Genomic DNA, 25,300 nt, shown 5'->3' on the forward strand with positions numbered 1-25,300 from the left:
TCGACCGGACTCTAGGATCGCCCGGTGACCGACCCCTCCGCCGGCCCACCCGATCCGCGTCCCGCCGACCGGCCGGCTTCTCCCGCGCCGGGCCGGCCGCCCGCCGGGCCGTACCCTCCGGCGTTCGTGCCGCACCCGCCGGGCGCCTGGGCACCCCCACCGGGCCCCGGAGCGTACGGTCCTCCGCCACGCCCCGGACCGTTCCCACCGGCGCCGGCACCGCGTCAGCGGCCCCGCACCGGCCTGGTGGTGGGTCTCCTGATCGGTGTCGCCGCGTTGCTGCTCGCGCTCTGCTGCTGCGGCGTGTTCGCCTACAAAGGGTGGTACCAACCGCGTCAGCTTCAGGAGCAGCGGGAGGAGTTGGTCGAGACGGCCGGCGTGCCGCCGGGGTCCACCGTGTCGACCGTTCGGCGAGCGACAGGCGGGTCGGCCTGGTGACCCTGGTCGTCGGTCGGCACGACCGAGTCGCCCCGACGGCACCCGGGGACGGTCCGATCGTGGCACCGCATAGGGTGCAGGCATGGCGCGACCTGACGGGCGGGAGCCCGACCGACTCCGACCGGTGACCCTGACCCGTGGCTGGAGCAGCCACCCGGAAGGCTCCGTGCTGGTGGAGTTCGGCGCGACCCGGGTGCTCTGCACGGCGAGCGTCACCGAGGGCGTGCCCCGCTGGCGCCGGGGCTCCGGGCTGGGTTGGGTCACCGCCGAGTACGCGATGCTGCCCCGTGCCACGAACACCCGTTCCGACCGGGAGAGCGTCAAGGGGCGGGTCGGTGGGCGTACCCACGAGATCTCCCGGCTGATCGGTCGGAGCCTGCGCGCGGGCATCGACCTCAAGGCCCTCGGCGAGAACTCGATCGTGCTGGACTGCGACGTCCTGCAGGCCGACGGCGGCACCCGGACCGCCGCGATCACCGGCGCGTACGTGGCGTTGCACGACGCGGTGAGCTGGCTCGCCGACCGCAAGGCCCTGGCCGGCAAGCCGGAGAAGGTGATGCACCGGTCGGTGTCGGCGGTCAGTGTCGGTGTGGTGTCCGGTGAGCCGCGCCTGGACCTGTGCTATGACGAGGACGTGGCCGCCGAGGTCGACATGAACGTGGTCTGCACCGGCACCGGGGACTTCGTCGAGGTGCAGGGCACCGGTGAGGCCGGCGTCTTCGCCCGCGAGCAACTGGACGCGCTGCTCGACCTGGCGGTCGCCGGCTGTCTGGACCTGGCCGAAGCCCAGCGCGCGGCTCTCCTGTGAGGGCCGTCGCGAGCGAACGTGAGCTTGCGAGCCCCACAGTCGCGAGCGAAGGAGAGGTCTATCCATGAACAAGGTCCTGCTCGCCACCCGGAACCGCAAGAAGCTCGTCGAGCTGCAGCGGATCCTCGACGGTGCGCTCGGCGCGCACCGGGTCGCCCTGATCGGGCTCGACGACGTCGAGGCGTACCCGGAGCTGCCGGAGACCGGGCTGACCTTCGGCGAGAACGCGCTGATCAAGGCGCGGGAGGGCTGTCGGCGTACGGGTCTGCCCACCGTCGCCGACGACTCCGGGCTGGCCGTGGACGCGCTCAACGGCATGCCGGGCGTGTTCAGCGCCCGCTGGGCCGGGCGGCACGGTGACGACCAGGCCAACCTCCAGCTCGTCCTGGACCAGATCGGCGACGTGCCGGACGAGCACCGGGGTGCCTCCTTCGTCTGCACGATCGCGTTGGTGCTGCCCGGTGGCAAGGAGCACCTCGTGGACGGCCGTCAGGCGGGTCGGGTGCTGCGTGCCCCGCGTGGTGAGGGCGGTTTCGGTTATGACCCGATCTTCCTGGGTGACGGTCAGGACCGCACCAACGCCGAGCTGACCCCGCAGGAGAAGGACGGGGTCAGCCACCGGGGCAAGGCCCTGCGCGAGCTGGCCGCCCTGATCGCGAAGGTCCTCCCCGCAACTCCCTGACCCACCACCAAGGTCGCCGCCCGGCCCGTCCGGGCCAGGGCCGGCTCTGCGCGGGCCAGCCGCACAGTCAGGTCAGGGGGCCGATCTCGGCCTCGATGGCGGTGCGCAGCGCGGGGCCGGACACCACGTCCCGGGCCGCCTCCATCAGCGGGGCGAGGAAGACGTCCGGGCCGGGTGGGCCGGCGACTCCGCCGAGGGCGGCGATCGCCGCCTGTCCGGCCGGGGACGGCGTCAGCGGGGCCCGGAGCTGGAGTCCGCGTACGGCGGCGAGCAGTTCCACCGCGAGCAGGCTGGTCAGGTTGTCCAGGACCGTCCGCAGCTTCTTGGTCGCCGCCCAGCCCATCGAGACGTGGTCCTCCTGCATGCCGCTGGTGGGCAGCGAGTCCACCGAGGCGGGCGCGGCCAGCCGCCGGTTCTCCGCCACGATCCCGGCGGCGGTGTACTGGGCGATCATCAGCCCGGAGTTGACCCCCGCGTCGGGGGAGAGGAAGGCGGGCAGGTCCCGCGAGCGGGTCACGTCGAGCAGCCGGTCGACCCGACGTTCGGAGATCGCACCCACCTCGGACGCGGCGATGGCCAGGTAGTCCGCCGCGAAGCCCAGCGGGGCGCCGTGGAAGTTCCCGGTCGACTCGACCCGCCCGTCCGGCAGCACCACCGGGTTGTCCACCACGGACACCAGTTCCCGGCCGGCGACCGTCCGGACGAAGTCCAGCGTGTCCCGGGCCGCTCCGGCGACCTGGGGCGCGCACCGCATCGAGTAGGCGTCCTGCACCGCGTGGGCCAGGTCGTCGCGGTGCGAGTCCATCACCGCCGAGTTCTGCAACAAGCGGTGGATGTTGGCCGCCGAGACGCCCTGCCCGGGATGCGGGCGGATGGCGTGCAGCTCCGGGCGGAACGGCCGCTCGGAGCCGAGCATCGCCTCGATCGCCAGGGCGGCGGTCACGTCGGCCATGGTGAACAGGTGGGCGGCGTCGTGGATCGCCAGCAGCAGCATGCCGAGCATGCCGTCGGTGCCGTTGATCAGTGCCAGGCCCTCCTTGGCGGCCAGCGCCACCGGAGCGAGACCGGCCTGCCGCAACGCGTCGGCGGCGGGCCGCCGCTCCCCGGCCGGGCCGAGCACCCAACCCTCGCCGAGCAGCACCAGCGCGCAGTGCGCCAGCGGTGCCAGGTCGCCGGAGGCACCCAGCGAGCCGTGCTCCGGCACCCACGGCGTCACGTCGTGGTTGAGCAGGTCGACCAGGGCCTCGGCGACCAGCGGCCGTACCCCGGAGTGGCCCAGCGCCAGCGAACGGACCCGCAGCAGCATCATCGCCCGCACCACCTCGCGGGGCATCGCCGCGCCGACGCCCGCCGCGTGCGAGCGGATCAGCGCGTGCTGGAGTTCGGCACGTCGCTCGGGGGCGACGAACGTGTTGGCGAGCGCGCCGAAGCCGGTGGAGACGCCGTACACCGGACGACCGGCGGCCTCGATGCCGTCCACGATGGACCGGCTGGTCGCCATCGCGGCGATCGTGGCCGGGTCGAGCACGACGGTGACGGCACCGCGCGCCACGGCGAGCACGTCGGCGGGACAGACCCCGGTGGGTTCGATGGTGACGGTCATCGTGGCACTCCGTTGCGCAGGACCTGGCGGATGAGGGGTACGCCCGGCCGGTAGGCCAGGTGCAGGTGGGACGGGGCGTCGAGGATCATCAGGTCGGCCCGTGCACCGGGCCGCAGCACGCCGACGTCGGTGCGGCGCAACGCCCGCGCGCCGCCTGCGGTGGCGGCCCACACCGCCTCCGCCGGGGTCATCCGCATCTCGCGGACGGCCAACGCGATACAGAACGGCATCGACGACGTGTACGACGAACCGGGGTTGCAGTCGGTGGCGAGGGCGACGGTGACCCCGGCGTCGAGCAGCCGACGCGCGTCCGGATACGGCGACCGGGTGGAGAACTCGGCACCCGGCAGCAGCGTGGCGACCGTGCTGCCCTCGCTGTCCGCCAGCGCGTCCACGTCGGCGTCGTCCAGGTGCGTGCAGTGGTCCACACTGGCCGCGCCGAGTTCCACCCCCAGGCGTACCCCCGGGCCGGGGCCGAGTTGGTTGGCGTGCACCCGTACGCCGAGACCGGCCGCCTGTCCGCAGGTCAGGATCGCCCGCGCGTGGTCGGCGTCGAACGCGCCCCGCTCGCAGAACACGTCGATCCACCGGGCGTACGGCGCGGCGGCGGCCAACATCGGCCCACAGACCAGCCCCACGTACTCGTCGGGCCGGTCGGCGTACTCGGTCGGCACCACGTGCGCGCCGAGGAACGTGGTCTCCTCGGTCACCTCGGCGGCGATCCGCACCGAGCGGGCCTCGTCGGCGACGGTGAGGCCGTACCCACTCTTGATCTCGATCGTGGTGGTGCCCTGCCGCAACGCCTCGTCGTGCAGTCGGCGCACGGTGGCGCGGAGCTGCCCGTCGCTGGCCGACCGGGTGGCGCCCACGGTGGTCCGGATGCCACCACCGGTGTACGGCTGCCCGGCCATCCGGGCCGCGAACTCCGTCGCCCGGTCCCCGGCGAAGACCAGGTGCGCGTGACTGTCCACGAACCCGGGCAGCACCGCCGCGCCGTCGGCGTCGATCCGCCGGTCCGCAGCCGGCGCGTCGGCGGCCGGACCGACCCAGACCACCTCGCCCGCCTCGACCAGCAGGGCGACCCGCCGACGGAGGCCCAACGGCCCGCCCTCGCCCGCGCCGGCCTCGTTGGTGACCAGCTCGCCGATGTTGTCCACCAGCAGGCTGCCCGCGCGCACCTTCGGCTCACTGGGCACCGGTCACCTCGGCGATGGCCGTGGCCAGCTCGCGGGGGACGTCGACCCGGACGTGCCGGCCGTCGCGGACCAGCACCCGGCCGTCGACCACCACCTGGGTCACGTCGGCGGCGCCGGCCGCGAACCACACACCCGCCGGGACCACCCCGGCCGTGCGTACGCTGTCCAGCCGCACCGTCACCAGGTCGGCGCGGTCACCGACGGCGAGCCGACCGGCGTCGGTCCAGCCCAGCGCGGCGTGCCCGGCCTCGGTGGCGGCGGTGAGCAGCTCGGCCGGGGCGAAGTGGCCGCGCCGACGGGTCCGCAGCCGCTCGTCGAGTTCCATCGCGCGGGCCTCCTCGAACGGGTCGATCACGGCGTGACTGTCGCTGCCCAGGCTCAACGGGATCCCCGCGTCGGCCATCCGGCGGGCCGGTCCGAGACCGTCGGCGAGGTCGCGTTCGGTGGTCGGGCAGAGACACACCCCGGTCCGGCTCTCCCCGAGCAGGGTCACGTCGGCGCTGGTGGGGTGGGTGGCGTGCACCGCCGTGGTGGCCGGTCCCAGCACACCGTGCTCGGCCAGCAACCCGGTCGGCGTCAGCCCGTGCACCGCCCGGCAGGCGTCGTTCTCGGCGGGCTGCTCCGACAGGTGCACGTGCAGCGGTGCGTCACGTCGTCGCGCCCACCCGGCCACGGTGGCGAGCTGGTCGGCCGGGACGGCCCGGACCGAGTGCACGGCCGCGCCGACGCGGGCGCGCTCCCGGTCCGTGGTGAACGCGGTGACCCGTTCCGCCCACCGCTGCGCGTCACCGTCGCCGAAGCGCTCCTGCGGCCCGACCAAGGGCGTACCGTCCACCCCGGCGGTCAGATAGCAGGTGTCCAGCAGCGTCAGCCGGATCCCGGCCTGTGCCGCCGCCTCGACCAGCGCCGCGCCCATCGCGTTCGGGTCCGCGTACGGGGTGCCGCCCGGACCGTGGTGCAGGTAGTGGAACTCGCCCACACAGGTGATCCCGGCCAGCGCCATCTCGGCGTACACCGCGCGGGCCAGCGCCAGGTACGTGTCCGGGTCCAGGCGACCGGTCACCGCGTACATCTGGTCGCGCCAGCTCCAGAAGTCGCCGCGCCCGCTGTGGGTGCGCCCGCGCAGCGCCCGGTGGAACGCGTGCGAGTGGGCGTCGGCCAACCCGGGCAGCGTCAACCCGGGCAGCCGCACCGCGTCGGCGAGCACGTCCACGCCCGCGTCCGGGTCGCCGCCGGGAGTCAGCGGCGTCACGCCGGTGATCCGGCCGTTGACCGTCTCGATCAGCACGTCCGGGGTCGGCGCGGCGTGTGCGGGCAGCCACGCGTACTCGGCGAGCCAGCGGGTGGCGGTCATCCGGCACGCTCCGCGTCGCGCCGGACGGCCCGCGTCAGCTCCGCCAGCACCGTGGCAAGGGCGGTCACCCCGGCCGCGCAGTCCGCGTCGGTGGCCGACTCGGCGGGGGAGTGCGACACCCCGCTCGGGTTGCGGACGAAGAGCATCGCCGTCGGTACGTGTGCCGCCAGCACCCCCGCGTCGTGTCCGGCCCCGGTCGGCAGCACCGGCGCGGCCAGCAGCCCGGCCAGCCGGTCGGCCAACCCGCCGTCGAAGGAGACCAGCGGCGTCGCCGACTCCTCGGTCAGGGTCACCTCGGTGCCGTCGCGTCGGGCCCGTTCGGTGGCCTTGGCGCGTACCGCCTCGACCAGCCCGGTGAGGGCCTCCGGCTCGGCGGCCCGCGCGTCCAGCCAGCCGGTCACCCGGGACGGGATCGCGTTGGTGGCGTTCGGCTCCACGGTCACCCGACCCACGGTGGCGTGCGCGTCGCGCAGCCGGGCCTCCTTGTTCGCCGCGAGCACCGTGAACGCGTACGTCAACATGGGATCGCGGCGGTCGGCCATCCGGGTCGTACCGGCGTGGTTGCCCTCGCCCGTGACGTCGAAGCGCCAGCGGCCGTGCGGCCAGATGGCGCTGGCCACCGCCACCGGTGCGTCCCGGTCGACCAGCGCGCGGCCCTGCTCGACGTGCAGCTCCACGAAGGCCGCGAAGCGGCCCAGCAACGCCGGATCGGCCCCCGCCGGCGGGTGTCCCAGCGCCTCGGCGAAGCTCACCCCGGCCGCGTCCCGCAACGCGCCCGCCCGATCGGGACTGATCTGGCCGGTGAGCAGCCGCGAACCCAGGCAGGGTACGCCGAAGCGGGCGCCCTCCTCCTCGACGAAGGCGGCGACGACCAGGGGCCGGGCCGGAGTGACGCCGGCCGCTCGCAGTTCGTCCACGGCGAGCCAGGCGCTGACGATGCCGAGCGGCCCGTCGTACGCCCCGCCGTGCGGCACCGAGTCGAAGTGGCTGCCGGTCAGCACCGCGCCACCGGCGTCCGGGTCACCCCACCAGGCGAAGAGGTTGCCGTTGCCGTCCTGCGCCACCGGCATGCCCCGGGCGTCGGCCTGCTCCCGGAACCACGCCCGCAGGCGCAGCTCCGGTGCGGTGAGCGCGTAGCGCAGGTAGCCGCCGCTGTCCGCGTCCCGCCCCACCGGCGCGATCTCGTCCCACAGTTCCCTGAACCTGAAAGGAAGGGACCCTTCCTCTACCGTATGCGTTAGCAAGGGACCCTTCCTCACTCGGACATCGGCACGCGGACGCCGGTGCGGGCGGCGACCTCGCGGGCCGCGTCGTAGCCGGCGTCGACGTGCCGGATCACCCCCATCGCCGGATCGTTGGTGAGCACCCGCTCGATCTTCTGCCCGGCCAGCGCGGTGCCGTCGGCCACGCACACCTGCCCGGCGTGCAGCGACCGGCCGATGCCCACCCCACCCCCGTGGTGGATCGACACCCAGGACGCCCCGCTGGCGGTGTTCACCAGCGCGTTCAGCAGCGGCCAGTCGGCGATCGCGTCGGAGCCGTCGGCCATCGCCTCGGTCTCCCGGTACGGACTCGCCACGCTGCCGCAGTCCAGATGGTCCCGCCCGATCACCACCGGGGCGCTCAGCTCACCGGCGGCGACCATCTCGTTGAACCGCACACCCGCGACGTCCCGCTCGCCGTAGCCGAGCCAGCAGATCCGCGCCGGCAGGCCCTGGAATGCGACCCGCTCACCGGCCATCCGGATCCAGCGGGCCAGCGGCTCGTTCTCCGGGAACAGCTCCAGGATCGCCCGGTCGGTGGCCGCGATGTCGGCCGGGTCGCCGGAGAGCGCCGCCCACCGGAACGGCCCCTTGCCCTCGCAGAACAACGGCCGGATGTACGCCGGCACGAAGCCGGGGAAGTCGAAGGCGCGCGGGTACCCGCCGAGCTGTGCCTCGCCCCGGATCGAGTTGCCGTAGTCGAAGACCTCCGCACCGGCGTCGAGGAAGCCCACCATCGCCTCGACGTGCTTCGCCATCGACGCCCGCGCCCGGTCGGTGAACTCGGCGGGCTTGGCCGTCGCGTAGTCCCGGGCGTCAGCCGGCTCCACCCCCTCCGGCAGGTACGACAGCGGATCGTGGGCGCTGGTCTGGTCGGTCACCACGTCGATCGGCACACCCCGGCGCAGCAGCTCGGGGAAGACCGTGGCGGCGTTGCCGACGACGCCGACGCTGAGCGCCCGCCGGTCCCGCTTCGCCGCCAGGACCCGCGCGACCGCGTCGTCCAGGTCGTCGCCGATCTCGTCCAGGTAGCGGTCGTGCACCCGCCGTTCGAGCCGGGTGCGGTCGACGTCCACGATCAGGCAGACGCCGCCGTTCATGGTGACCGCCAGCGGCTGGGCGCCACCCATCCCACCGCACCCGCCGGTGAGCGTCAGCGTGCCGGCGAGGGTGCCGCCGAACCGCTTCTCGGCGACGGCCGCGAAGGTCTCGTAGGTGCCCTGGAGGATGCCCTGGGTGCCGATGTAGATCCACGAGCCGGCGGTCATCTGGCCGTACATGGTCAGACCGAGCTGCTCCAGGCGGCGGAACTCCGGCCAGGTCGCCCAGTCACCGACCAGGTTGGAGTTGGCCAGCAGCACCCGGGGCGCCCACTCGTGGGTCCGCAGCACCCCGACCGGCCGACCCGACTGCACCAGCATCGTCTCGTCGTCGCGCAGGTCGGTCAGCGTACGCACCAGGGCGTGGTAGGACGGCCAGTCCCGCGCGGCCTTCCCGGTGCCGCCGTAGACGACCAGGTCGTCGGGGCGCTCGGCGACCTCCGGGTCGAGGTTGTTCATCAGCATCCGCAGCGCGGCCTCCTGCGGCCAGTTGCGCGCCGTACGCGTGGTGCCGCGCGCGGCCCGGATGTGTCCGGTGCCCGGCGCGGCCGGGATGGACTGCGTCATGTGCGGAACGCCTCCTAACCGAGGAACAACTGACGACGGGTGGCCGAGGCCTCGAACGCCTCCAGCCGACGCTGGGTCTCGGCCGGCGCGGCGTCGCAGATCGCCTGGAGCAGCACCATGGCCAGGGTCATCGGAGCGGTGTGCAGGTCGAACACGAGCTGCGCGCCGACCGCCGCGGCGAGCACCACGTCGGCGTGCTCGGTCGCCGGGCTGACCGGCGAGTCGGTGATCGCGACCACGGTCAGCCCGGCGGCCTGGGCCTCGCCCAGCGCGTCCAGGGTCTCCCGGGGATAACGAGGCAGCACGAACGCCAGCAGCGCCCCGGCCCCGGCCTCGGCCGCCTGTTCCAACCGGTCGGTGAGCAGGCTGCCGCCGTCGTTGAGCACCCGCACGTCCGGGTGCACCTTGGCGGCGAAGTACGCGAAGTACGCGGCCAGCGGCGCGGCGGCGCGCAGCCCGAGCACGGGCAGAGGTCGACTGGCGGCCAGCAGTCGCCCGGTCTCGGCGATCCGGTCCCGGTCGGCGAGCTGCCCGGCCAGCCGGTCCAGGTTGCCCATCTCGGCGCGTACGGCCTGTTGAAGCTCGTTGCCGGCGGTGTCCGGACCCGGCGCGGCGGCGGTCAGCTCGCGCAACCGGCGGCGCAGCGCCGGATAACCGTCGTGTCCGAGCGCCACCGCGAACCGGGTGACCGACGGCTGGCTGACCCCGGCCAGCTCGGCGACCTCGGCGGCGGAGAGATAGCCGACGGAGGGCGCGTGCTGCACCAGGCAGTGCGCGATGCGCCGCTGCGTCGGGGTCAGTCGTACCCCGTCGAAGAGGCCGACCATTCGTTCGGTCGACGCGACGGTGGCTCCGTCATTCATTCGTCGACTCTATGCATGAAAACTTTCACGAGGCAACCCTTCCCGACCCCTGCCCGGTCGTGACCTGCGGGTTCGAATCGGCGAGGAAAGGCCCACGACCGGCGGAGAGGGCGAGGTGCGGCGGGTCGATAGGATCCGCACGGCGGTCGACTAGAGGAGTTGTCATGCAGCCGGACGGCCCCTACCGGTACACCCACCTGCTGGGCGGGTCACCGGTCGGCAAAGCGTGGGCAGCCATCGACGGGCAGGGCCGTTTCGTGACGGTGGCGGTGCTCGACGCCGCAGTGGCCGCTTCTCCGGGCTGGCGTGAGGCGTTCGCCGGGATCGTCAACCACCTGGCGCAGGCGCCCGGTGGACTGCCCTTCACCTACGCCGACTTCTCCGCCGCCGCGCCCTGGGTGGCCTATCCCGCCGAGACCGGACCGGCCGCGGAGAAACTCTTCCGGGCCCTCGGGGTCGACTACCAGCCCGTACCCACGCCGGCCCCGCCGCCGGTGTCGGGTCCGCCCGCTCCGGTGTCCGGTGCGCCCCACCCCACCTCCGGTCCGCCGCGCGCGGTGTCCGGTGCACCGCACCCGACCTCCGGTCCGCCGCTTCCGACCTCCGGTGCGCCCCACTCGGTCTCCGGTCCGCCGCGACCGGTCTCGGCTGCTTCGCAACCGGTCTCCGGCCTGCCCAGGCAGCCGATTTACGCCGATCCTGTCTCGGGCGCGCCGATCTCCCCGGGCCTCGGTCCGTCCCTCGACGATCCGCCGCAGCACGATCCGTTCACCGCCCCGGCGCGCCGGATCCAGCCATCCGCACCACCCAAGCGGCAGACCGGTCTGTGGGTCGCGGTCGCCGCGCTGCTCCTGGCTGCCGTCGCTGGTGGCGGCGCCGGCGTCTGGGCCATCTCGGCGAGCGGGTCCGACCCCTCGACGCCAGCTCCCGCCCCGACCGCCACTCCGCCCGCACCGGGGCTCAAGCCGTGGGCGGAGGCCACGCCGCGTAGCGCGGAGGAGCGCACCCTCGCCACCGCGGCGCCGTCGATGGTCTTCCTGGAGGCCGTCCTCACCGGCTTCATCCGCAACCGGCAGGACAACGCACTGCTGCACCCGGAGCCGTTCACCTTCAGCCGTCGGTGCACCGGGGTCGTGGTCAACAACGACGGTCACGTGCTCACCAACGGGCAGTGCGTGCAGCCCGCCCCGGACATCCTGCTCGAACATGCGCTCGGTTCGTTGGCCGACACCCGCGTGGCCGACGGCGAGCTGAAGGCCGCCGAGGTCAGCGGTTTCGTCCGGGCCCGGCTGGCAAGCAGCGTCTTCACCGGACCCGAGGCGGGCACGCCACCGGCGGCCACCCTGTACGGACAGCTGAACGTGGCGAAGGGTGACCTCAAGGACGGCGCGGCGATTCCCGGCACCGTGGTCCGCGCGCTCAGCCTCGACGAGGGCAATCTGGCGCTGGTGAAGCTGGACCAGGCGAACCTGCCCGCCGTGGAGCTGAACACCTCGGCCACCGTGACCGCCGGGACGGCGTTGCACGCGCTCGGCTACGGCACCACCGACACCGACTACCGCTCCGCCGCCTACCAGGTGCTGACCAAGCCGGTGCAGGTGACCGAGCTGGACGTCGAGTCGTCGACCTACCGCATCAACGAGGACATCGGCTCCTCGTCCCGAGGTGGCATCGTGGTCGACGGCGAGGGCCGGGTGGTGGGGATGCTCGACAACGACCTGTTGCAGCCCGACCGGCTGAACCGGCTCGTGGTCCCGGTCTCCCGGATGACCGGACTTCTCGACGCGGCCGGTGTCGCGCACGCGCTCGGCGAGCCTGACCGGATCTACCGCAGCGCCCTGGACGCGTACTTCGGTGACGACGAGGCCGAGGCCGCCGCCCGGTTCGCCGAGGCAGCGGAGGCGGCACCGATGAACGCGTTGGCGCAGGCGTACCGTGAGGCGTCCGTGGCCGCCGGTGGGGAGGTGCCGTCCTCCCGGCCCGGCTGGGCGGTACCGCTGCTGGTAGCGGCCGGAGTCGCACTGGTGGGTGGAATCGTGGTGGTGGTCCTGCTGCGGCGGCGACCGAATGCACGGTGACGCCCGGGGCTAGTCGGTCGACGGCGGACCGAGGATCGGAATCAGCGCGTCGTCGAACAGCGGAGCCAACCGGCGGGCGTAGTCGGGCGTGACGTGGTTGCCGTCGCGTCGCACGATGACCCCGCCGATGAAGATGGGGCAGCGGCCGGAAAGACAGAACCAGTCCGTGGTGGGGATGTACCAGGAACCCTTACCACCCCAGACCCGCTGGTCGGCCTCGGCGTACGTCCGGTACTCCTCGGAGAGCGCCGAGATGCAGTCGCGGGGCGCGGAGAGCCGGGTGATGCAGGTCTTCGGGTCGGGGCCGAGCGGCGGCGGTTGCAGGGCCACCACCCGGCCCGCCGCACCGAGCCACCTCTCCTTGGCCGTGCGGGCGGCCTGCTCCCACTCGGCCAGCGACGGGTTCCCGCCGGTGTCGGCGAACCGCTGCCGGTAGGCGTTGCTGAGGATCACCAGATCGGGCCGGCTGTTCTCGACGACGGTACGTACCGCCCGCCGGTGACCGGGGCACGTCTCGGTGATGCTGGCGGTCGGTGACACCGTGTCCGAGGCGAGGAAGGGGCAGCCGGCGTAGGTCAGGTCCCGCACCTCCCACCCGTCCGGTTCGAGCACCCGCCGCACCAGGGGCAGCCAGGCACTGCCGATCGAGTCTCCGACAACGACCGCCAGCCTGCGGGGGCGTGGCGTGACGGTGCAGTCGTTGCCCTCCGGGACCGAGGGCCGGCAACCCTGGCCGTCCCCCCGTGTGAATCCCAGAGTGTCCAGTTCGCCTGGGGGAGGGGTCAGCACCGGCCAGTCGGCGGCGTCGAGTGCCGCCCCGATCTGCTGTGACAGCTCCCGCTGCGACGCGACCACCGCCACCTCCGGTCCAACCTGCGGCGACGACGAGGTCCGGACCGCTACCGTGCCCACCGTGACCGTCACCGCGGCCAGCGTCACCAGGACGGCGGTGCGGCGGATCCGGGCCACACCGCTGGGTTGTCGGGGCTTGCCCGGAGGCCGTCGTTCCAACCAGGACGATCGACGGACCGGATTCTCCACCAGGTGGTAGGAGAGCACCGAGAACACCGCCGTGCCGACGAGCGTGAGCAGCGCGACGACGTGTCCACCGGTCGGCAGGGCGGCCCCGATCAGGACGAGCAGCGGGAAGTGCCATAGGTACAGCGAGTAGGAGATGTCACCGACGTATCCGACCGCCCGGTTGGTCAGCGGGAACATAAGCCGCTGGCCACCGACGCCACCGGCGATGACCAGGGCCGTCGAGATCACCGCCAGGAAGGCGCCCGGGACGGGGAAGGGCGACTGCGCGGTGATGACGAGCACCGAGACGACCAGGCCGGTCAGGCCGAGCCACTGGTATGCCGGGCGGGCCGGGGCCGGAATCCGGGCCAGCAGCGGTGCCGCCACCGCGAGCAGCGCACCCACCCCGAGTTCCCAGGCACGGGAGAAGGTCGAGAAGTACGCGACGGTCGGGCGGTGACCGACCTCCCACAGGGCGAACGCGATGGAGCCGACGACCACGGCCGCCAGCACCATGCCGACCGCCCACCGGGAGCCGCTACCGTACCTGCCCCGTCGGGCGGCCATGCCGAGCACCGCCACCAGCAGCACCGGCCAGACCAGATAGAACTGCTCCTCGACGGAGAGCGACCAGTAGTGCCGCAACGGCGAGACCGGTCCGTCAATCTGCCAGTAGTCCGTGCCGGTGTACGCGAATCGCCAGTTGGCCGCGAAGAGAGCGGCCCAGAGCGCGTCCCAGGCCGTCGCGCGGACCCGCTCGCCGAAGAACAGCAGCGACGACGCGAGGTACGTGCTCACCAGGACGAGCATCGCCAGCGGCAGGATTCGGCGGACCCGTCGACGGTAGAAGTCCGCGAAGGAGATCCGTCCTCTGCGGTCATGTTCGTCGAGCAACAGGCCGGTGATCAGGAAACCGGAGACGACGAAGAAGACGTCGACGCCGACGAACCCGCCGGCCGGCCACCCGAAGACGTGTTCGAGGATCACCACCACGACCGCGAACGCGCGCAGTCCCTGGATGTCCGGTCGGAAACCCGAACCGGGCGTCGACGGCCGCCGGGCGGCGGCCCGATGAACCGGCGCCGTGAGGGAGCCTGACGACATCGGGTCCTTCCTCACACCAGCGGACCTGCGGCCCGCGACGACTGTGGCGGAGACCGGTCCGGAGCCCGGTCAGTCACGCGCCTCGGTGGGCGTACGACCGACGGACGGCCGGCCGGTCCCGCGGCGGAGCCGGGCCAGCGCTCCCTGCCGGCGGTCGGCCGTCGCGTCGACCGGGACGGGGCCGGTCGATCCTAGCGCGGACTTCGTCAACACCATCAGGACGAAGATCCAGGTGAGTCCGTCGACCGAGAGCGGGTTCCAGACCACCTCGGTGAACGAGTAGATCACGAAGAGTGCCACCGGTGCCTTGGCGGAGAACGCGCGCCCGTCGACGACAGGCGCGCGCAGCAGCGTGGCCAACAACAGGCCCCACAGGGTCAGTGCGACGAAGCCGCCGGAGAAGATGGCGAGCACGTAACCCGAGTGGAAGAAGTGGTGTGGAGCCTCGCCGATGTCCCGCAGGTAGTACCACTTGGAGACGCCCACACCCGTGGCCTCCGCACCGGCGATGTACTCCCGCACGTGGATCCAGATGTTCCCCCGGTTGCTCAGGGTGGTCTTGGAGGCGCTCCAGGTCAGATAGGTGGCCACGGCTGCGGCGCCGACGACCAGCGACACGCAGAGGGCGAAGTGGATCCGCTGGTACGGCCGGTACCACTGGAGCACCCACGCGCCGAGCACCCAGACGCCGACGGCGGCCAGTGCCAGGTAGCTCGTCCGGGACCCGGTCGCCACGATGACCAGCAGGCAGAACGCCACCACCGCCCACCGCTCGGCCCGGCGCAACGCGCAGACGGCGGCGACCAGCGTGAACGAGGTGATCAGAGCGATGTAGTTCTCGGAGTCGTAGAAACTCTTGAACAGTCCGCCCGCCAGTGAGCACTTCTCCAACTGCCCATCGGTGCAGGCCCGCCATGCCTGTCCGTAGACGGCCGTCGGGATGGTGAGCAGAGCCAGGACGGCCAGCCCGGTGTAGGCCATCGCGCCCAGGCTCACCGGGGCCCCCGTCGCCAGCAACCAGGCCGCCACCAACAGCAGACCGGCGGCGGCATACGCCGGCAGTCGTGACCCGTACACGCCGTCCCCGGTGAGGACGTCGACGGCGACGCACCAGACGAGCACGGCCCCGGCCAACCCCAGGCAGATCCGTCGCCAGATCTCGGGCAGGCCGGCCAGCCGTCCGCGGCGTGCCACGAGCAGCCAGACGACCAGGGCGAACACCAGGACGCCGATGAGCGCCGACGAGTGGTCCCCGGCCAGTACGGGCGCGGCGTTCGCGAGCACCGCGAATCCGATGAGCGCGACGGCGGTCGACGCACCGCCGAAGCTGGCAGCGACCGCCTTACGCGCGTACACCAGCCAGCCGGCCACCGCGAGACCGGTGGCGCTCAGCAGGACACCGAAGAGTGTGGTCACCTCAGACCCTTTCCATGGAACGTGGCGCGGGGGGCGTGCCCGCCGGGTCGCGGCGGACGGCGACGGCGAGACATCCCCAGAGCAGTACGGCGAGCAGCGCGTCGCAGGCCAGACTGGAGTAGACGGCACCCTGCCAGCCGTACGCCGGAATGAGCCACAGGTTGAGCAGGACGTTCAGCACACCGACGCCGATCTGGCAGACCGTCCGTCGCCCCTGCATCCGGGCTCCGGACAAGGCATCTGCGGCAAGGTAGTGCAGAGACTTCAGCACGAGCAGCGCGCTCAGGCCCTGGAGCGCCGGCACGGCTGCCTCGAAGTCGGCACCGAACACCAGCGGCATCATCCACGAGAAGGCGACCAGCAGCAGGCTCACCGGCACGCTGAAGGCCAGGAATCGCGGCAACAGGCCCCGGGCCATCCGCAGGGCCGCCCTAGGGCCGTTGCGGCCCGCCTCGAAGAACCGGGGATAGGCGATCGCGCTCATCGACCGGGCCGGTGTGTACGCCAGGTCGACCACCCGGTAGGCCGCGGCGTAGATGGCGGCGCTCTCGGGGGTGCCCAGACGCGAGAGCATGACCTTGTCGACGTCGTTGTAGACCGACTGGGCCGACAGCCCGACGGCGAAGAGCATCCCGGTCCGAGCCTGTCCGAGGGAGCCCCGGACGCTGATCGCGTGCCGGCCTCCGCCGCGCAGCCCGCCCAGGATCACCGGCAGGCACACGACGACGGACAGCACCACGGACGTCACCGCCCACCCGTGCAACGTGATCGGTCCCGCCGCGACGGACAGCACCACGGCGCCGGCCAGCCGACAGACGTGCAGCAGGGCCGGGATCAGCGCGGCGAGCAGGATCCGACCGCGTACCTGGATCGACGCCGCCACGGCCTCGATGAGCCGCCACGCGACCAGGTCGGCGAAGGCCAGACAGAGCAGGTCCACCACTCCGACGTCGGCGCCCCAGATGACCAGCCCTGCGGCGGCGACCAGGACGGTTGCCGCGCAGCCGAAGACGGTGGACAGGAACAACCCACGCACGAGGTGGCGGGCCCACTCGCCCGGCGCGTCCGCGTAGTTCTGCATGATCAGGCTCGGCGCGCCGGCGGACGCGAAGGGCGAGACCACCGCGACCAGCGCGGTGACACCGACGAAGAGACCGTACGTGCTGATCGGCATCTCCCGCGCCAGCAGCACGAAGAGAGCTCCCTGGGCGAGGGTGCGCAGCAGGGTACCGGTGAAGAAGGTGCCGGACTTGCGCAGGAAACCGTCGCCTCGACCGGCGCGGAACGGCCTGCGTCGACCGGGTCGTGGACGACCATCGTCCGCGACGTCACCGGGCGCCGCCGTCACGTCAACGCCTCCACCCACCGGCCCCCGACCGTCGCCGGGTCCAACTCGGTGCACCGGGCGTGCCACGCCCTCTCGAAGTCCGTGACGCCGGGGCGGCCGTCCCCGGCCAGCCGCACGATCGCGGCGGCGAGTGCCTCGGCCGAGGTGTCCGCCGCCAGCGTGCCCGGGACGAAGGTCGGGATCATCTCGTCCAGAGCGGGCACCGGCAGCGCGGCGACCGGCAACCCCGCCTCGGCGGCCTCCACGATGCTGAAGCCGAACGTCTCGGCACGGGACGGATGCACCAGCATGTCCGCCTCGGTCAGGAGACGGGCCACCGTCGGCACCCGGCCGAGGAAGGTCGTACGGTCCTGCAACCCGAGCCGGCGCGCCGTGTCGTGCAGCAGTTCACGCTCCTCCCCGTCCCCGGCGAGCGTCAGCTGGTAGTTCGTGGGCAGCAGGGCCAGCGCTTCGAGCGCGCAGGAGTGGTTCTTGTACGGCCGGAAGGCGGCCGTGGTGAGCAGGCGGATCCGCGCCCGGTCCGGCACCTCGCGTGGCGCGACGAACGGCTTGGCCGGCATCGGGTTGAGGATCGTCACCACCCGCTGCTCGGGAGCGAGTCGCCGGACGGTCCGCGCGACACCGTCGGAGACGGCGACGACGAGTCGAGGCCGCAGCGCGCGGGCCCGGGCTGCCCGGGCGAGCATCCGGACCCGGCCGTCGATGCGCAGCCGCTCCGGCAGCAGCGAGTGTTCCCAGGCGACGTACTCGCGACCGGTGCCGGTCAAGGCGGCACCGACCGGGACACTGCCCCAGAGTCCGCTCGCCACGATCTGCGTGTTCGCCGGAAGACGTGGCAACCGGCGTCGTAACGGTGGGACCGCCTCCATCAGGCGGGTGATCCGGGTGCCGAGACCGAGCGTGTCGATCGCCAGGTCGCCCAGGGAGGCCGGGACGGGCCCCGACACCACGGTCGCCGACACCTCGACGCCCTGGTCGTGAAGTCCTCGCATCAGCAGCGCGGCGGCGAGTTCCATGCCGTACAGCGGTTCCAGTTGGGGGAGCACGAAGTGCAGACGCATCACTGCTGCCCACCAGTGGGGACGCCGCCGGTGGTCCGGGACTTGCGCATCGCCACCCGTTCGAGCGCGGAGCGCGGCACGAGGCCGAGTGCCGCGAGAACGGCGTTGCTCGCCGACGGAACGGAGTTGCGTCGGATCGCCCGCACCATCTCGCGTACGCCCTCGCGGTCACGGGCCTGGAGCGCGTACCGCAGGGTCTGTGCGGTGACGAAGTCGGCGAAGGTCGCTGGTGCCCAGACGCCCTCCCAGCGTTGGGCCCAGGCCCATGAGGTACGCCAGTCGGCGCCCGCCGAGATCGAGCCGGGGCTGCCCACGGTGTAGACAGCGGTCGCCTCCTCGATCTGCACGATCTTCGCACCCGGCAGTCGGGCCGCCCGGACGAGCCAGTCCCAGTCCTGGTGGCGGGGCAGCGACTCGTCCCACGGGCATTTCGTGGCCACCGTGATGGTGGTCAGCAGCGTCGAGGTGGGCAGCGACTGGCGTGCGACCCCGAGCTGCCGTCGACGGAACAGGTAGTCCTCCGGTCGCTGGCCGTCGGCGATCAGCGTGCCCGGCACGGCGGAGGGAAGCGGATCGGCGCCCGCCTTGCGCTGCAGCGTCCGCGACGACACCACCGGCAACCAGCCCTCGCCGGCCAGCCGTTCCAGGACGGGCAGTTGGGCGGCGAGCTTGCCGGGCAACCACGCGTCGTCGTCGTCGAGGAACGCCACATGGCTACCTGGCGCGGCATGCCGTACGCCGAGATTGCGGGCGTGTGAGCCGCGTCGTCCGCCGCCGGTGCAGACGATCTCGTCGATCTGGCCGCGCAACTCGGACACGCTGGTCGGTACCTCGGCGAGATCGCATACGACGACCACGTGCACCGAGACACCGCGCTGCGCGCGGGCGGTGGCGACCGCCTCGGCGAGGCTGGGCCTGCCCGTCGTCGGGATGACTACCGAAACGTCCGGCATCGGGATTTCTCCAAGCGGTTCGGCTGCACGCGGTGAGGGCGTCGCCGGTGGGTTCAGGGGCACGTCGGTGAGGGCGTCGCCGGTCGCGAGCGGGCGATCAGGTCGCCGGTCCGGTCCGGACGACGGCACGGACTATGGCAGATCGGTCAGCGACCACCACCGCGGAACACCTCTGCCACCGTCCGCAGGAGCACCTTGGTGTCCAGCCACAGTGACCAGTTCTCGATGTAGTAGTTGTCGAAGCGGGCGCGATCGGAGATCGGCGTGTCACCTCGCAGGCCGCTGACCTGGGCGAGGCCGGTGAGTCCCACCGGCACCCGGTGACGCATGGCATAGCTGGGATATTCGGCGGAGAACTTCTCCACGAAGTACGGGCGCTCGGGGCGCGGCCCGACCACACTCATGTCGCCCTTGAGGATGTTCCAGAGCTGAGGCAGTTCGTCCAGGGACGTACGCCGGAGGAAACGTCCGATCGGGGAGACCCGCCGGTCGTGGGCGATCGACCAGTTGGTCTGTGACTCCTGCTCGTCGAGTGGCCGCATGGTGCGGAACTTGATGATGTCGAAAGGCTGACCGTGTCGACCGATGCGCTCCTGCCGGAAGAAGACGCCACGCCCTCCGTCGACGAAGGCGAGCGAGGCACAGAGCAGCAGGAGCGGGCTGAGCAACAGCAGGGCCGAGCCGGCGAAGAGCGCGTCGGAGGCGCGCTTGAGTGCCCAGTGCGGCCCGGACAGGATGGTGTCGCTCACCTTGACGATCGGGATGGCGCCGATGTGGTCGCCGTGGGACCGGGAGCCCCAGAGCCGGGGGGCCGCCCACAGGTCGCAGGTGGCGACCGGGGGCTGCCGGAGGATCTCCATCAGCACCAGCTCGGGACAGTCCGGATCAGCGATGATCAAAACGTCGCACTCGGTCAGCCGTACCAGATGCCCGAGCTGGTCGAGCGTGCCGATGACGGGCACCGTGGACGAGGTCGCCGGTGACGGGCTGTCGACGTGCCCGACGAACCGCAGCCCGTAGCGGGGGTAGCGACGCAGCAACCGGGCCAGTTCCACGGCGGTGGGTCCACTGCCGATGATGATGGCGTTGTGCTCGACCCAGCGGCGACGGCGGGCCAGGGTGGCGATCTCCCGGGTGAGCAGCCGACCGGCCAGCACCAGGACGGCGGCGATGGCCATGCCGCGAATGAAGCCGACGAGGTACTGCGGGGAGTCGTGGCGCAGCGCCGCGAGGATCACGACGATCGCCGAGGAGGCCAGCAGCCGGCCGCAGAGGCTCGGCAACTCGTCGAGGATGCTCACGTGGCGGCGGGCGCGGTAGAGCCCTCCGGCGGCGAAGACGGCCACCGTCAGGGCGGTCATGACGAGGGTGCCACGCCAGTACTGCGGGGCGACGGCGAGCGGCGACAGCAGTGCGGCGACGTCGACCGGGGCGGTCAACATCCAGGCACGCAGACCACGGGTACGGGCCGAAGCGCGGGAACCGGCGTACGGCAGCACGGTGGTCACGTCGAGACCGGGCCGCGGGCCGGTTTCCGTTGCCGCCGATGCGGGCGGGGCCTCGGCGGCTTCGGTCACCTGCGGGTCGTGGCTCTCGTGCTCCGGCTCCGGAGGCTGCTGGTCCAGGATCGACATTCCCGCGTCGTCGGGCACGTCCGTGGCCGGACAGCCCACGACAGGTTGCCTCGACATGTCCAGTTCCTCTCCCCCGCGGAGTGAACGCCGTTGGCGTCGGAGCCACCGGAGCGAACGCAGGATACGGCGGCCCTGGTGACAGCCGCCAGACCCGGTGGGTCAATAGATGAGCTACTTTCCGCCTACCACCGGGGTCACGGGGTGGCCTCCCGACAGCGGCCCCTGTCGAGACACCGTGAACCTTCGTCCACCGTGCACCGTACGGTTGGGCACTCGTGGCGTTCGTTATCGTCACGATTGACGAGGCTGGTGAAAGGAAAGTCGTGTCCGCGCACACCCAGTTCCTCAAGACGGTGGGACCGGTACCGGCCCCGCGCTTCGACCCCGATCTCGGGGTGATCACACCTCCGTCCAACGGCATGCCCCGGTCGGTCTTCGGTCGTCCGGTCGCGCCCCGGGCGAAGTGGCGACGGCGGTACATGGCCTGGCTGATCGCGCTCGACTTCCTCGCCGCGTGGGCCGCCAGCCAGACGGTCGTCACGGTGTTCGAGGAGGCGGACGCCGGCTTCTGGGACGAGCGGCTGCTCGGTGTCAGCACCTTCGAGTTGGTGGCCAACCTGATCGTGCCGTTGATGTGGTTGACCATCCTCGCCGGTGCCGGCGCGTACGACCGGCGGGCGCTCGGACGGGGCACCGAGGAACTCAAGCGGGTGGTCCGGGCCAACGTGGCGATGGCCGCCGCCGTCTCCTTCCTGGCCCTGGGCTTCAAGAAGGACCTGTCCCGGGCCACCGTCGCCGCGATCATCATCGGCCTGCTGGTGTACACCGTCTTCGTCCGGTTCGTGGCCCGGGTGGTGCTCCGCCGGATCCGTCGCAGCAGCCAGCGGGCCTCGCAGAAGGTGCTGCTGGTGGGGCGCCTCTCGGACGCCCTGGCGGTGCACGAGGTGGTGACCCGCAACGCGGGTGCCGGTCTGCGTCCGGTCGCCATCCACCTGCCCCGGTTCCCTCGGGCGGGTGAGCGGGTGGAGGCGCCGGTGCCGGTCTATGTCGGCTGGGATCTGGTGCCGCTGGTCCAGCAGTTGGGGGCCGACACCATCGCGGTCTGCGGTCCGGCCAGCCTCGAGTCGTACGAGTTGCGCAAGCTGGCCTGGCAGTTGGAGGGCACCGGCCTCGACCTGGTCGTGGTGCCGCAGGTGACCGACATCACCGGGCCACGGATCCACGTCCGCCCGATCGAGGGCCTGCCGCTGTTGAACGTCGAGGAACCGACGATCTCCGGCCTGTCCCTGCTGGCCAAGAGTGTGATGGACCGGCTCTCGGCGCTCGCCGGGCTGATCGTGCTGAGTCCGCTGCTGCTCGGTATCGCGGTGGCGATCAAGGTGACCGATCCCGGTCCGGTGATGTTCCGGCAGAGCCGGATCGGTCACCAGGGCAAGGCGTTCAAGGTGTGGAAGTTCCGCACCATGTACACCGACGCCGAGCAGCGGTTGGAGGCCCTGCGGGCGCACAACGAGAGCGACGGCCTGCTCTTCAAGATGAAGAACGATCCGCGGGTCACGCCGATCGGTCGGCATCTGCGTGCCCTGTCGCTCGACGAACTACCCCAGTTGATCAACGTGTTGGCGGGGCAGATGTCCCTGGTCGGCCCGCGCCCGTTGCCGACCGAGGACGACGACTATCGCGGCGACGTCCGGCGTCGACTGCTGGTCCGTCCGGGCATCACCGGCCTCTGGCAGATCTCCGGCCGATCCGACCTGACCTGGGAGGACGCCGTCCGGCTGGACCTGCACTACGTCGACAACTGGTCGCTCGTCTACGACCTCGGCATCCTCTGGCGCACGGTGCGGGTGGTGCTGGCCCGGCGCGGCGCCTACTGAGATCGGGCAGTGGTGGTGCGGCGCCCCGACCGGAGCGCCGCACCACCACCGGTCACTTCTTCTCGGCCCCGGCGATGATGTCCTGGACGGCGTCGCGGCGGACGGCCGCATAGAACGTGTCGACCCGCTCGTCGTCGGCGAAGACCACGCTCTCCGAGCCGACCCGTCCGGTGCCCCTGGTCGGGCTGGTCACGAACGTCAGACTCCGGCCGCGCAGGTTGCGGTTCTCGGTGGCCATGTCGAACAGGGAGAGATCCCTGTCCATCGAGAGCGAGCCGGAGGTGGCCTGGAGGAAGGAGTTCAGCCGCGCCGGGTTGGTGAGCAACCCGCCCGAGGTCGCCTTGTCCAGGATCGCCTTGATCACTTGCTGCTGGTGCCGGATGCGGGAGAAGTCGCCGTCGGCGAACTGCTTGCGCTGGCGGGAGTAGTCGAGAGCCGCCTCGCCGTCCATCTTCTGCGGACCGGCCTGGAACGTGCGGAACGGTGGATGGATCGAGGTGAACTGCTTCTCCGAGTTCACCTCGATGCCGCCGAGCGCGTCGATGATCTCCGTGAAACCGGCGAAGTCGACCATCACCACGTGGTCGATGCGGACCTTGGTGAACTGTTCCACGGTCTGCACCATGAGCGGCACCCCACCCCACGCGTACGCGGCATTGATCTTCGCGTCGCGACCGCCGCGTCCCTCCGCGGAGCGTGGCACGGCGACCCAGGTGTCGCGGGGGATGGAGATGAGCTGGGCGCTGGAGCGGTCCTTCGGCAGGTGGGCCAGGATGATGGTGTCCGTGCGAGAACCGCCGGTGCTCTCCGGATCGCGCGAGTCGCTGCCGAGCACCAGAATGTTGAGCGCGTCGGTGGCGACCACCTCGGGCCGGGTCTCCGCCGGTACGCCGTCGAAGGCGTCGACCCGCTCGATGTCCGACTCGACCGACTTCAGATAGAAGCCTGCGGCCACCATGCCCCCGGCACCGACCAGCACCAGCACCAGCACGCTGATCAGGGTGATCCGCAGCCATCGGCGACGCGGTCTGCCGGCGGTCGTCGGCTCCGGCCCGTCGGTGCCTCCCGCAGGCGGGTTCTCCGCCGGGGAGACGGTCCCGGCCTGCTCTCCACTCGACATGGCGGAGATGCTACTGATTTCACGTTCTCGGGGAATCCCCGGCCGGTGCCGAATTTCGCCTGGCCGTCCCGTCGTGTCCCCCACACGTTCCCGTCAGTCTGATACAACCCAGCCGTGGACGCCGTCAAGCTGCGTCGGGCCATCGCCCGTACCCGCCTCGCACCCGTTGCCGCCTTCCCGAAACGACTGGTCGCGGTCGCCCGTCATGACGCCCGGGTGCTCCGTACCTCGGTCCGCTGGTTGGTGGCCTCCCGGGAGCACCACAACTACACGTACGAGCTGACCAAGCTCAGCCGCAGCCACCTCGCCTGGTTCGTCAGCGTGGTCTGCGACCTGCCGGTGCGGCAGGTGCGCGGTTACCTGAAGGAGATCGAGTCGGACGACGCGCTGCGGCAGCACATCTCCTCGGCCACCGCCGGTGCGGCCCGTCGCGGGCTGGCCGACACGCAGGTCCGGTACGCCCGCCGGATCGGCTGGTACGCGATCGTCCGTGCCCGCAAGCCGACGCACATCGTGGAGACCGGCGTGGACAAGGGGCTGGGCAGTTGCGTACTCGCCGCCGCTCTGCTGCGCAACGCCGCCGAGGGCCACCCCGGCCGGGTCAGCTCGATCGACATCAACCCGGAGGCCGGCTACCTGGCCCGGGTCGCGCCCTGGTCGGAGGTGATCGACCTGGTCGTCGGCGACTCCGTCGAGTCGATCGGCGCCCTGGACCGGCCGGTCGACCTGTTCCTGCACGACAGCGACCACCGCCGCGCCTACGAGAAGCGCGAGTTCGACGCCGTCGAGTCGAAGCTGGCACCGGAGGCGATGCTGCTCACCGACAACGTCACGCACACCACCGTGCTGGCCGACCACGCCGAGCGGACCGGCCGTCGGTTCCTCGCCTACCGGGAGACGCCGGTCGACCACTGGTACCCCGGCGACGGCATCGGGGTGGCATGGTGACCGGGTGCGGTTGACCGAGATCAACACCTATCCGATCAAGGGCTGTCGGGGGATCGGCCACGCCGAGGTCGGGGTGGCGCCGTGGGGCCTCGACGGCGACCGGCGCTGGATGGTCGTGGACGCCGAGGGCGTCGGCGTCACCCAGCGCGAGGACACCTCGCTGGTCCGGGTGCACGCCCGGCCCGGACCCGACGGGCTGCTGCTGCGCGCCGAGGGGCAGCCCGACCTGTCGGTGCCCGAGCCGGTCGGCGTCGACCCGGTGCCGGTGCGCACCTTCCGCCGTCGGGTGCTGCGGGTCGACGCGCTTCCCGCCGGCCCGGCCGCCGACGCGTGGTGCAGCGCGGTGCTGGACCGGCCGGTCCGGCTGGTCTGGCTGGCCGAGCCGACCCGGCACATCGAACCGGGCCGCAAGAAGCACGACCCGGGCGACCGGGTCAGCTTCGCCGACGCGTACCCGGTGCTGCTGACCAGCACCACGTCGCTGGCCGCGCTCGGCGACTGGCTGACCGAGGCGGGCGCGGAACCGGTGCCGATGACCCGGTTCCGTCCCAACCTGGTCGTCGACGGCGCACCCGCCTGGGCGGAGGACGGCTGGGAGGGGAGGCCGCTGCGGATCGGCGGTGTCGCGTTCCGCGCCGCCGGCCCGTCGGCCCGCTGCCTGGTCACCACCACCGACCAGGAGACCGGGGTACGCGGCCGGGAACCGTTGCGCACCCTCGCCCGGCACCGCAACATCGGCCGCCAGTTGCTGTTCGGGCTGAACGTCGTACCGGTGGAGTCCGGCCGGCTCACCGTCGGTGACCAGGTGGAACCGGCCGGTTGAGGCGTGTCGACCGGCCCCGCTGATCTTCGTCTTAGCTTTCGCTTA

20 protein-coding genes are annotated in these 25,300 nt (G+C 72.1%); 7 read left to right on the forward strand and 13 right to left on the reverse strand.

What is annotated here, in order from left to right; all coding sequences use genetic code 11:
- The first annotated feature begins 24 nt into the window (after nt 1-24).
- The 3 genes from HUT12_RS06900 (at nt 25) to rdgB (ending at nt 1,928) form a co-directional block, all read left to right on the forward strand.
- On the forward strand, nt 25-438 hold the full coding sequence (locus HUT12_RS06900) for a hypothetical protein (RefSeq protein ID WP_176092853.1): 414 nt from the start codon (nt 25-27) through the stop codon (nt 436-438).
- An 82-nt stretch (nt 439-520) separates the two neighbouring features.
- Nucleotides 521-1,246, forward strand: a complete 726-nt coding sequence (gene rph / locus HUT12_RS06905) for a ribonuclease PH (RefSeq protein ID WP_176092854.1) — start codon at nt 521-523, stop codon at nt 1,244-1,246.
- Nucleotides 1,247-1,310: 64 nt separating this feature from the next.
- A complete protein-coding gene (gene rdgB / locus HUT12_RS06910) occupies nt 1,311-1,928 on the forward strand; it encodes an RdgB/HAM1 family non-canonical purine NTP pyrophosphatase (RefSeq protein ID WP_131056644.1) in 618 nt (205 codons plus the stop codon).
- A gap of 67 nt (nt 1,929-1,995) precedes the next feature.
- Here rdgB and hutH read toward each other — a convergent pair whose 3' ends face one another.
- The 6 genes from hutH to HUT12_RS06940 are packed head-to-tail and all read right to left on the reverse strand — an operon-like array spanning nt 1,996 to nt 9,873.
- A complete protein-coding gene (hutH, locus tag HUT12_RS06915) occupies nt 1,996-3,531 on the reverse strand; it encodes a histidine ammonia-lyase (RefSeq protein ID WP_176092855.1) in 1,536 nt (511 codons plus the stop codon).
- Nucleotides 3,528-4,709: an imidazolonepropionase gene (gene hutI, locus HUT12_RS06920; protein WP_176095675.1), complete on the reverse strand. Its 1,182-nt coding sequence runs from the start codon at nt 4,707-4,709 to the stop codon at nt 3,528-3,530. The genes hutH and hutI overlap by 4 nt, the downstream gene beginning before the upstream one ends.
- 7 nt (nt 4,710-4,716) lie before the next feature.
- Nucleotides 4,717-6,081 (reverse strand): formimidoylglutamate deiminase, encoded by a 1,365-nt coding sequence (locus HUT12_RS06925; protein WP_176092856.1) that lies wholly within the window; start codon nt 6,079-6,081, stop codon nt 4,717-4,719.
- Nucleotides 6,078-7,325, reverse strand: a complete 1,248-nt coding sequence (locus tag HUT12_RS06930) for an allantoate amidohydrolase (RefSeq protein ID WP_176092857.1) — start codon at nt 7,323-7,325, stop codon at nt 6,078-6,080. Before HUT12_RS06930 ends, HUT12_RS06925 begins: the two co-directional genes overlap by 4 nt.
- 11 nt (nt 7,326-7,336) lie before the next feature.
- Nucleotides 7,337-9,010 carry a urocanate hydratase gene (hutU, locus tag HUT12_RS06935; RefSeq protein ID WP_131052680.1) on the reverse strand — a complete coding sequence of 558 codons (1,674 nt, stop codon included), beginning with the start codon at nt 9,008-9,010 and terminating at the stop codon, nt 7,337-7,339.
- Between the two features lie 14 nt (nt 9,011-9,024).
- Nucleotides 9,025-9,873, reverse strand: a complete 849-nt coding sequence (locus tag HUT12_RS06940; protein ID WP_176092858.1) for a MurR/RpiR family transcriptional regulator — start codon at nt 9,871-9,873, stop codon at nt 9,025-9,027.
- 164 nt (nt 9,874-10,037) lie between these two features.
- Between HUT12_RS06940 and HUT12_RS06945 the strand changes: the two genes are divergently transcribed.
- Nucleotides 10,038-11,951 (forward strand): serine protease, encoded by a 1,914-nt coding sequence (locus HUT12_RS06945; RefSeq protein WP_176092859.1) that lies wholly within the window; start codon nt 10,038-10,040, stop codon nt 11,949-11,951.
- 9 nt (nt 11,952-11,960) lie between these two features.
- Here the strand turns inward: HUT12_RS06945 and HUT12_RS06950 are convergent, their stop codons facing one another.
- The 6 genes from HUT12_RS06950 to HUT12_RS06975 form a co-directional block, all read right to left on the reverse strand.
- A complete protein-coding gene (locus tag HUT12_RS06950; protein WP_176092860.1) occupies nt 11,961-14,075 on the reverse strand; it encodes an acyltransferase family protein in 2,115 nt (704 codons plus the stop codon).
- Nucleotides 14,076-14,144: 69 nt separating this feature from the next.
- Complete coding sequence (locus HUT12_RS06955; protein ID WP_176092861.1) at nt 14,145-15,491, reverse strand: O-antigen ligase; 1,347 nt, start codon at nt 15,489-15,491, stop codon at nt 14,145-14,147.
- Between the two features lies 1 nt (nt 15,492).
- A complete protein-coding gene (locus tag HUT12_RS06960; protein WP_176092862.1) occupies nt 15,493-16,839 on the reverse strand; it encodes a lipopolysaccharide biosynthesis protein in 1,347 nt (448 codons plus the stop codon).
- Nucleotides 16,836-17,900, reverse strand: coding sequence for a glycosyltransferase (locus tag HUT12_RS06965; protein WP_176092863.1), 1,065 nt, complete (start codon nt 17,898-17,900; stop codon nt 16,836-16,838). The genes HUT12_RS06960 and HUT12_RS06965 overlap by 4 nt, the downstream gene beginning before the upstream one ends.
- Nucleotides 17,900-18,853 carry a glycosyltransferase gene (locus tag HUT12_RS06970; protein ID WP_176092864.1) on the reverse strand — a complete coding sequence of 318 codons (954 nt, stop codon included), beginning with the start codon at nt 18,851-18,853 and terminating at the stop codon, nt 17,900-17,902. Before HUT12_RS06970 ends, HUT12_RS06965 begins: the two co-directional genes overlap by 1 nt.
- Nucleotides 18,854-18,999: 146 nt before the next feature.
- Nucleotides 19,000-20,544, reverse strand: coding sequence for a sugar transferase (locus HUT12_RS06975; RefSeq protein ID WP_254876739.1), 1,545 nt, complete (start codon nt 20,542-20,544; stop codon nt 19,000-19,002).
- Between the two features lie 362 nt (nt 20,545-20,906).
- Here HUT12_RS06975 and HUT12_RS06980 point away from each other — a divergent pair, with 362 nt between their 5' ends.
- A complete protein-coding gene (locus HUT12_RS06980; protein WP_176095677.1) occupies nt 20,907-22,364 on the forward strand; it encodes a sugar transferase in 1,458 nt (485 codons plus the stop codon).
- A 52-nt stretch (nt 22,365-22,416) separates the two neighbouring features.
- On the opposite strand, the gene HUT12_RS06985 is transcribed toward HUT12_RS06980, so the two are convergent.
- The gene (locus HUT12_RS06985) at nt 22,417-23,484 is read right to left on the reverse strand and encodes an LCP family protein (RefSeq protein ID WP_176092865.1); all 1,068 of its coding nucleotides are present in this window, start codon (nt 23,482-23,484) and stop codon (nt 22,417-22,419) included.
- A 114-nt stretch (nt 23,485-23,598) separates the two neighbouring features.
- Between HUT12_RS06985 and HUT12_RS06990 the strand changes: the two genes are divergently transcribed.
- Both HUT12_RS06990 and HUT12_RS06995 read left to right on the forward strand, forming a co-directional pair.
- Entirely contained in the window at nt 23,599-24,432 is an 834-nt protein-coding gene (locus HUT12_RS06990) for a class I SAM-dependent methyltransferase (RefSeq protein WP_176092866.1), read from the forward strand.
- Nucleotides 24,433-24,436: 4 nt separating this feature from the next.
- Entirely contained in the window at nt 24,437-25,255 is an 819-nt protein-coding gene (locus HUT12_RS06995; RefSeq protein ID WP_176092867.1) for an MOSC domain-containing protein, read from the forward strand.
- Nucleotides 25,256-25,300: the final 45 nt, after the last annotated feature.

Origin of the sequence: Verrucosispora sp. NA02020 (assembly GCF_013364215.1) — a bacterium.
Classification (GTDB): domain Bacteria; phylum Actinomycetota; class Actinomycetes; order Mycobacteriales; family Micromonosporaceae; genus Micromonospora.

Coding starts and splice junctions, on each gene's coding strand:
- rph (WP_176092854.1), top strand. CDS start 521: ATGGCGCGACCTGACGGGCGGGAGCCCGACCGACTCCGACCGGTGACC.
- rdgB (WP_131056644.1), top strand. CDS start 1,311: ATGAACAAGGTCCTGCTCGCCACCCGGAACCGCAAGAAGCTCGTCGAG.
- hutH (WP_176092855.1), bottom strand. CDS start 3,531: ATGACCGTCACCATCGAACCCACCGGGGTCTGTCCCGCCGACGTGCTC.
- HUT12_RS06925 (WP_176092856.1), bottom strand. CDS start 6,081: ATGACCGCCACCCGCTGGCTCGCCGAGTACGCGTGGCTGCCCGCACAC.
- hutU (WP_131052680.1), bottom strand. CDS start 9,010: ATGACGCAGTCCATCCCGGCCGCGCCGGGCACCGGACACATCCGGGCC.
- HUT12_RS06940 (WP_176092858.1), bottom strand. CDS start 9,873: ATGAATGACGGAGCCACCGTCGCGTCGACCGAACGAATGGTCGGCCTC.
- HUT12_RS06945 (WP_176092859.1), top strand. CDS start 10,038: ATGCAGCCGGACGGCCCCTACCGGTACACCCACCTGCTGGGCGGGTCA.
- HUT12_RS06950 (WP_176092860.1), bottom strand. CDS start 14,075: ATGTCGTCAGGCTCCCTCACGGCGCCGGTTCATCGGGCCGCCGCCCGG.
- HUT12_RS06965 (WP_176092863.1), bottom strand. CDS start 17,900: ATGCGTCTGCACTTCGTGCTCCCCCAACTGGAACCGCTGTACGGCATG.
- HUT12_RS06970 (WP_176092864.1), bottom strand. CDS start 18,853: ATGCCGGACGTTTCGGTAGTCATCCCGACGACGGGCAGGCCCAGCCTC.
- HUT12_RS06975 (WP_254876739.1), bottom strand. CDS start 20,544: ATGTCGAGGCAACCTGTCGTGGGCTGTCCGGCCACGGACGTGCCCGAC.
- HUT12_RS06980 (WP_176095677.1), top strand. CDS start 20,907: ATGCCCCGGTCGGTCTTCGGTCGTCCGGTCGCGCCCCGGGCGAAGTGG.
- HUT12_RS06985 (WP_176092865.1), bottom strand. CDS start 23,484: ATGTCGAGTGGAGAGCAGGCCGGGACCGTCTCCCCGGCGGAGAACCCG.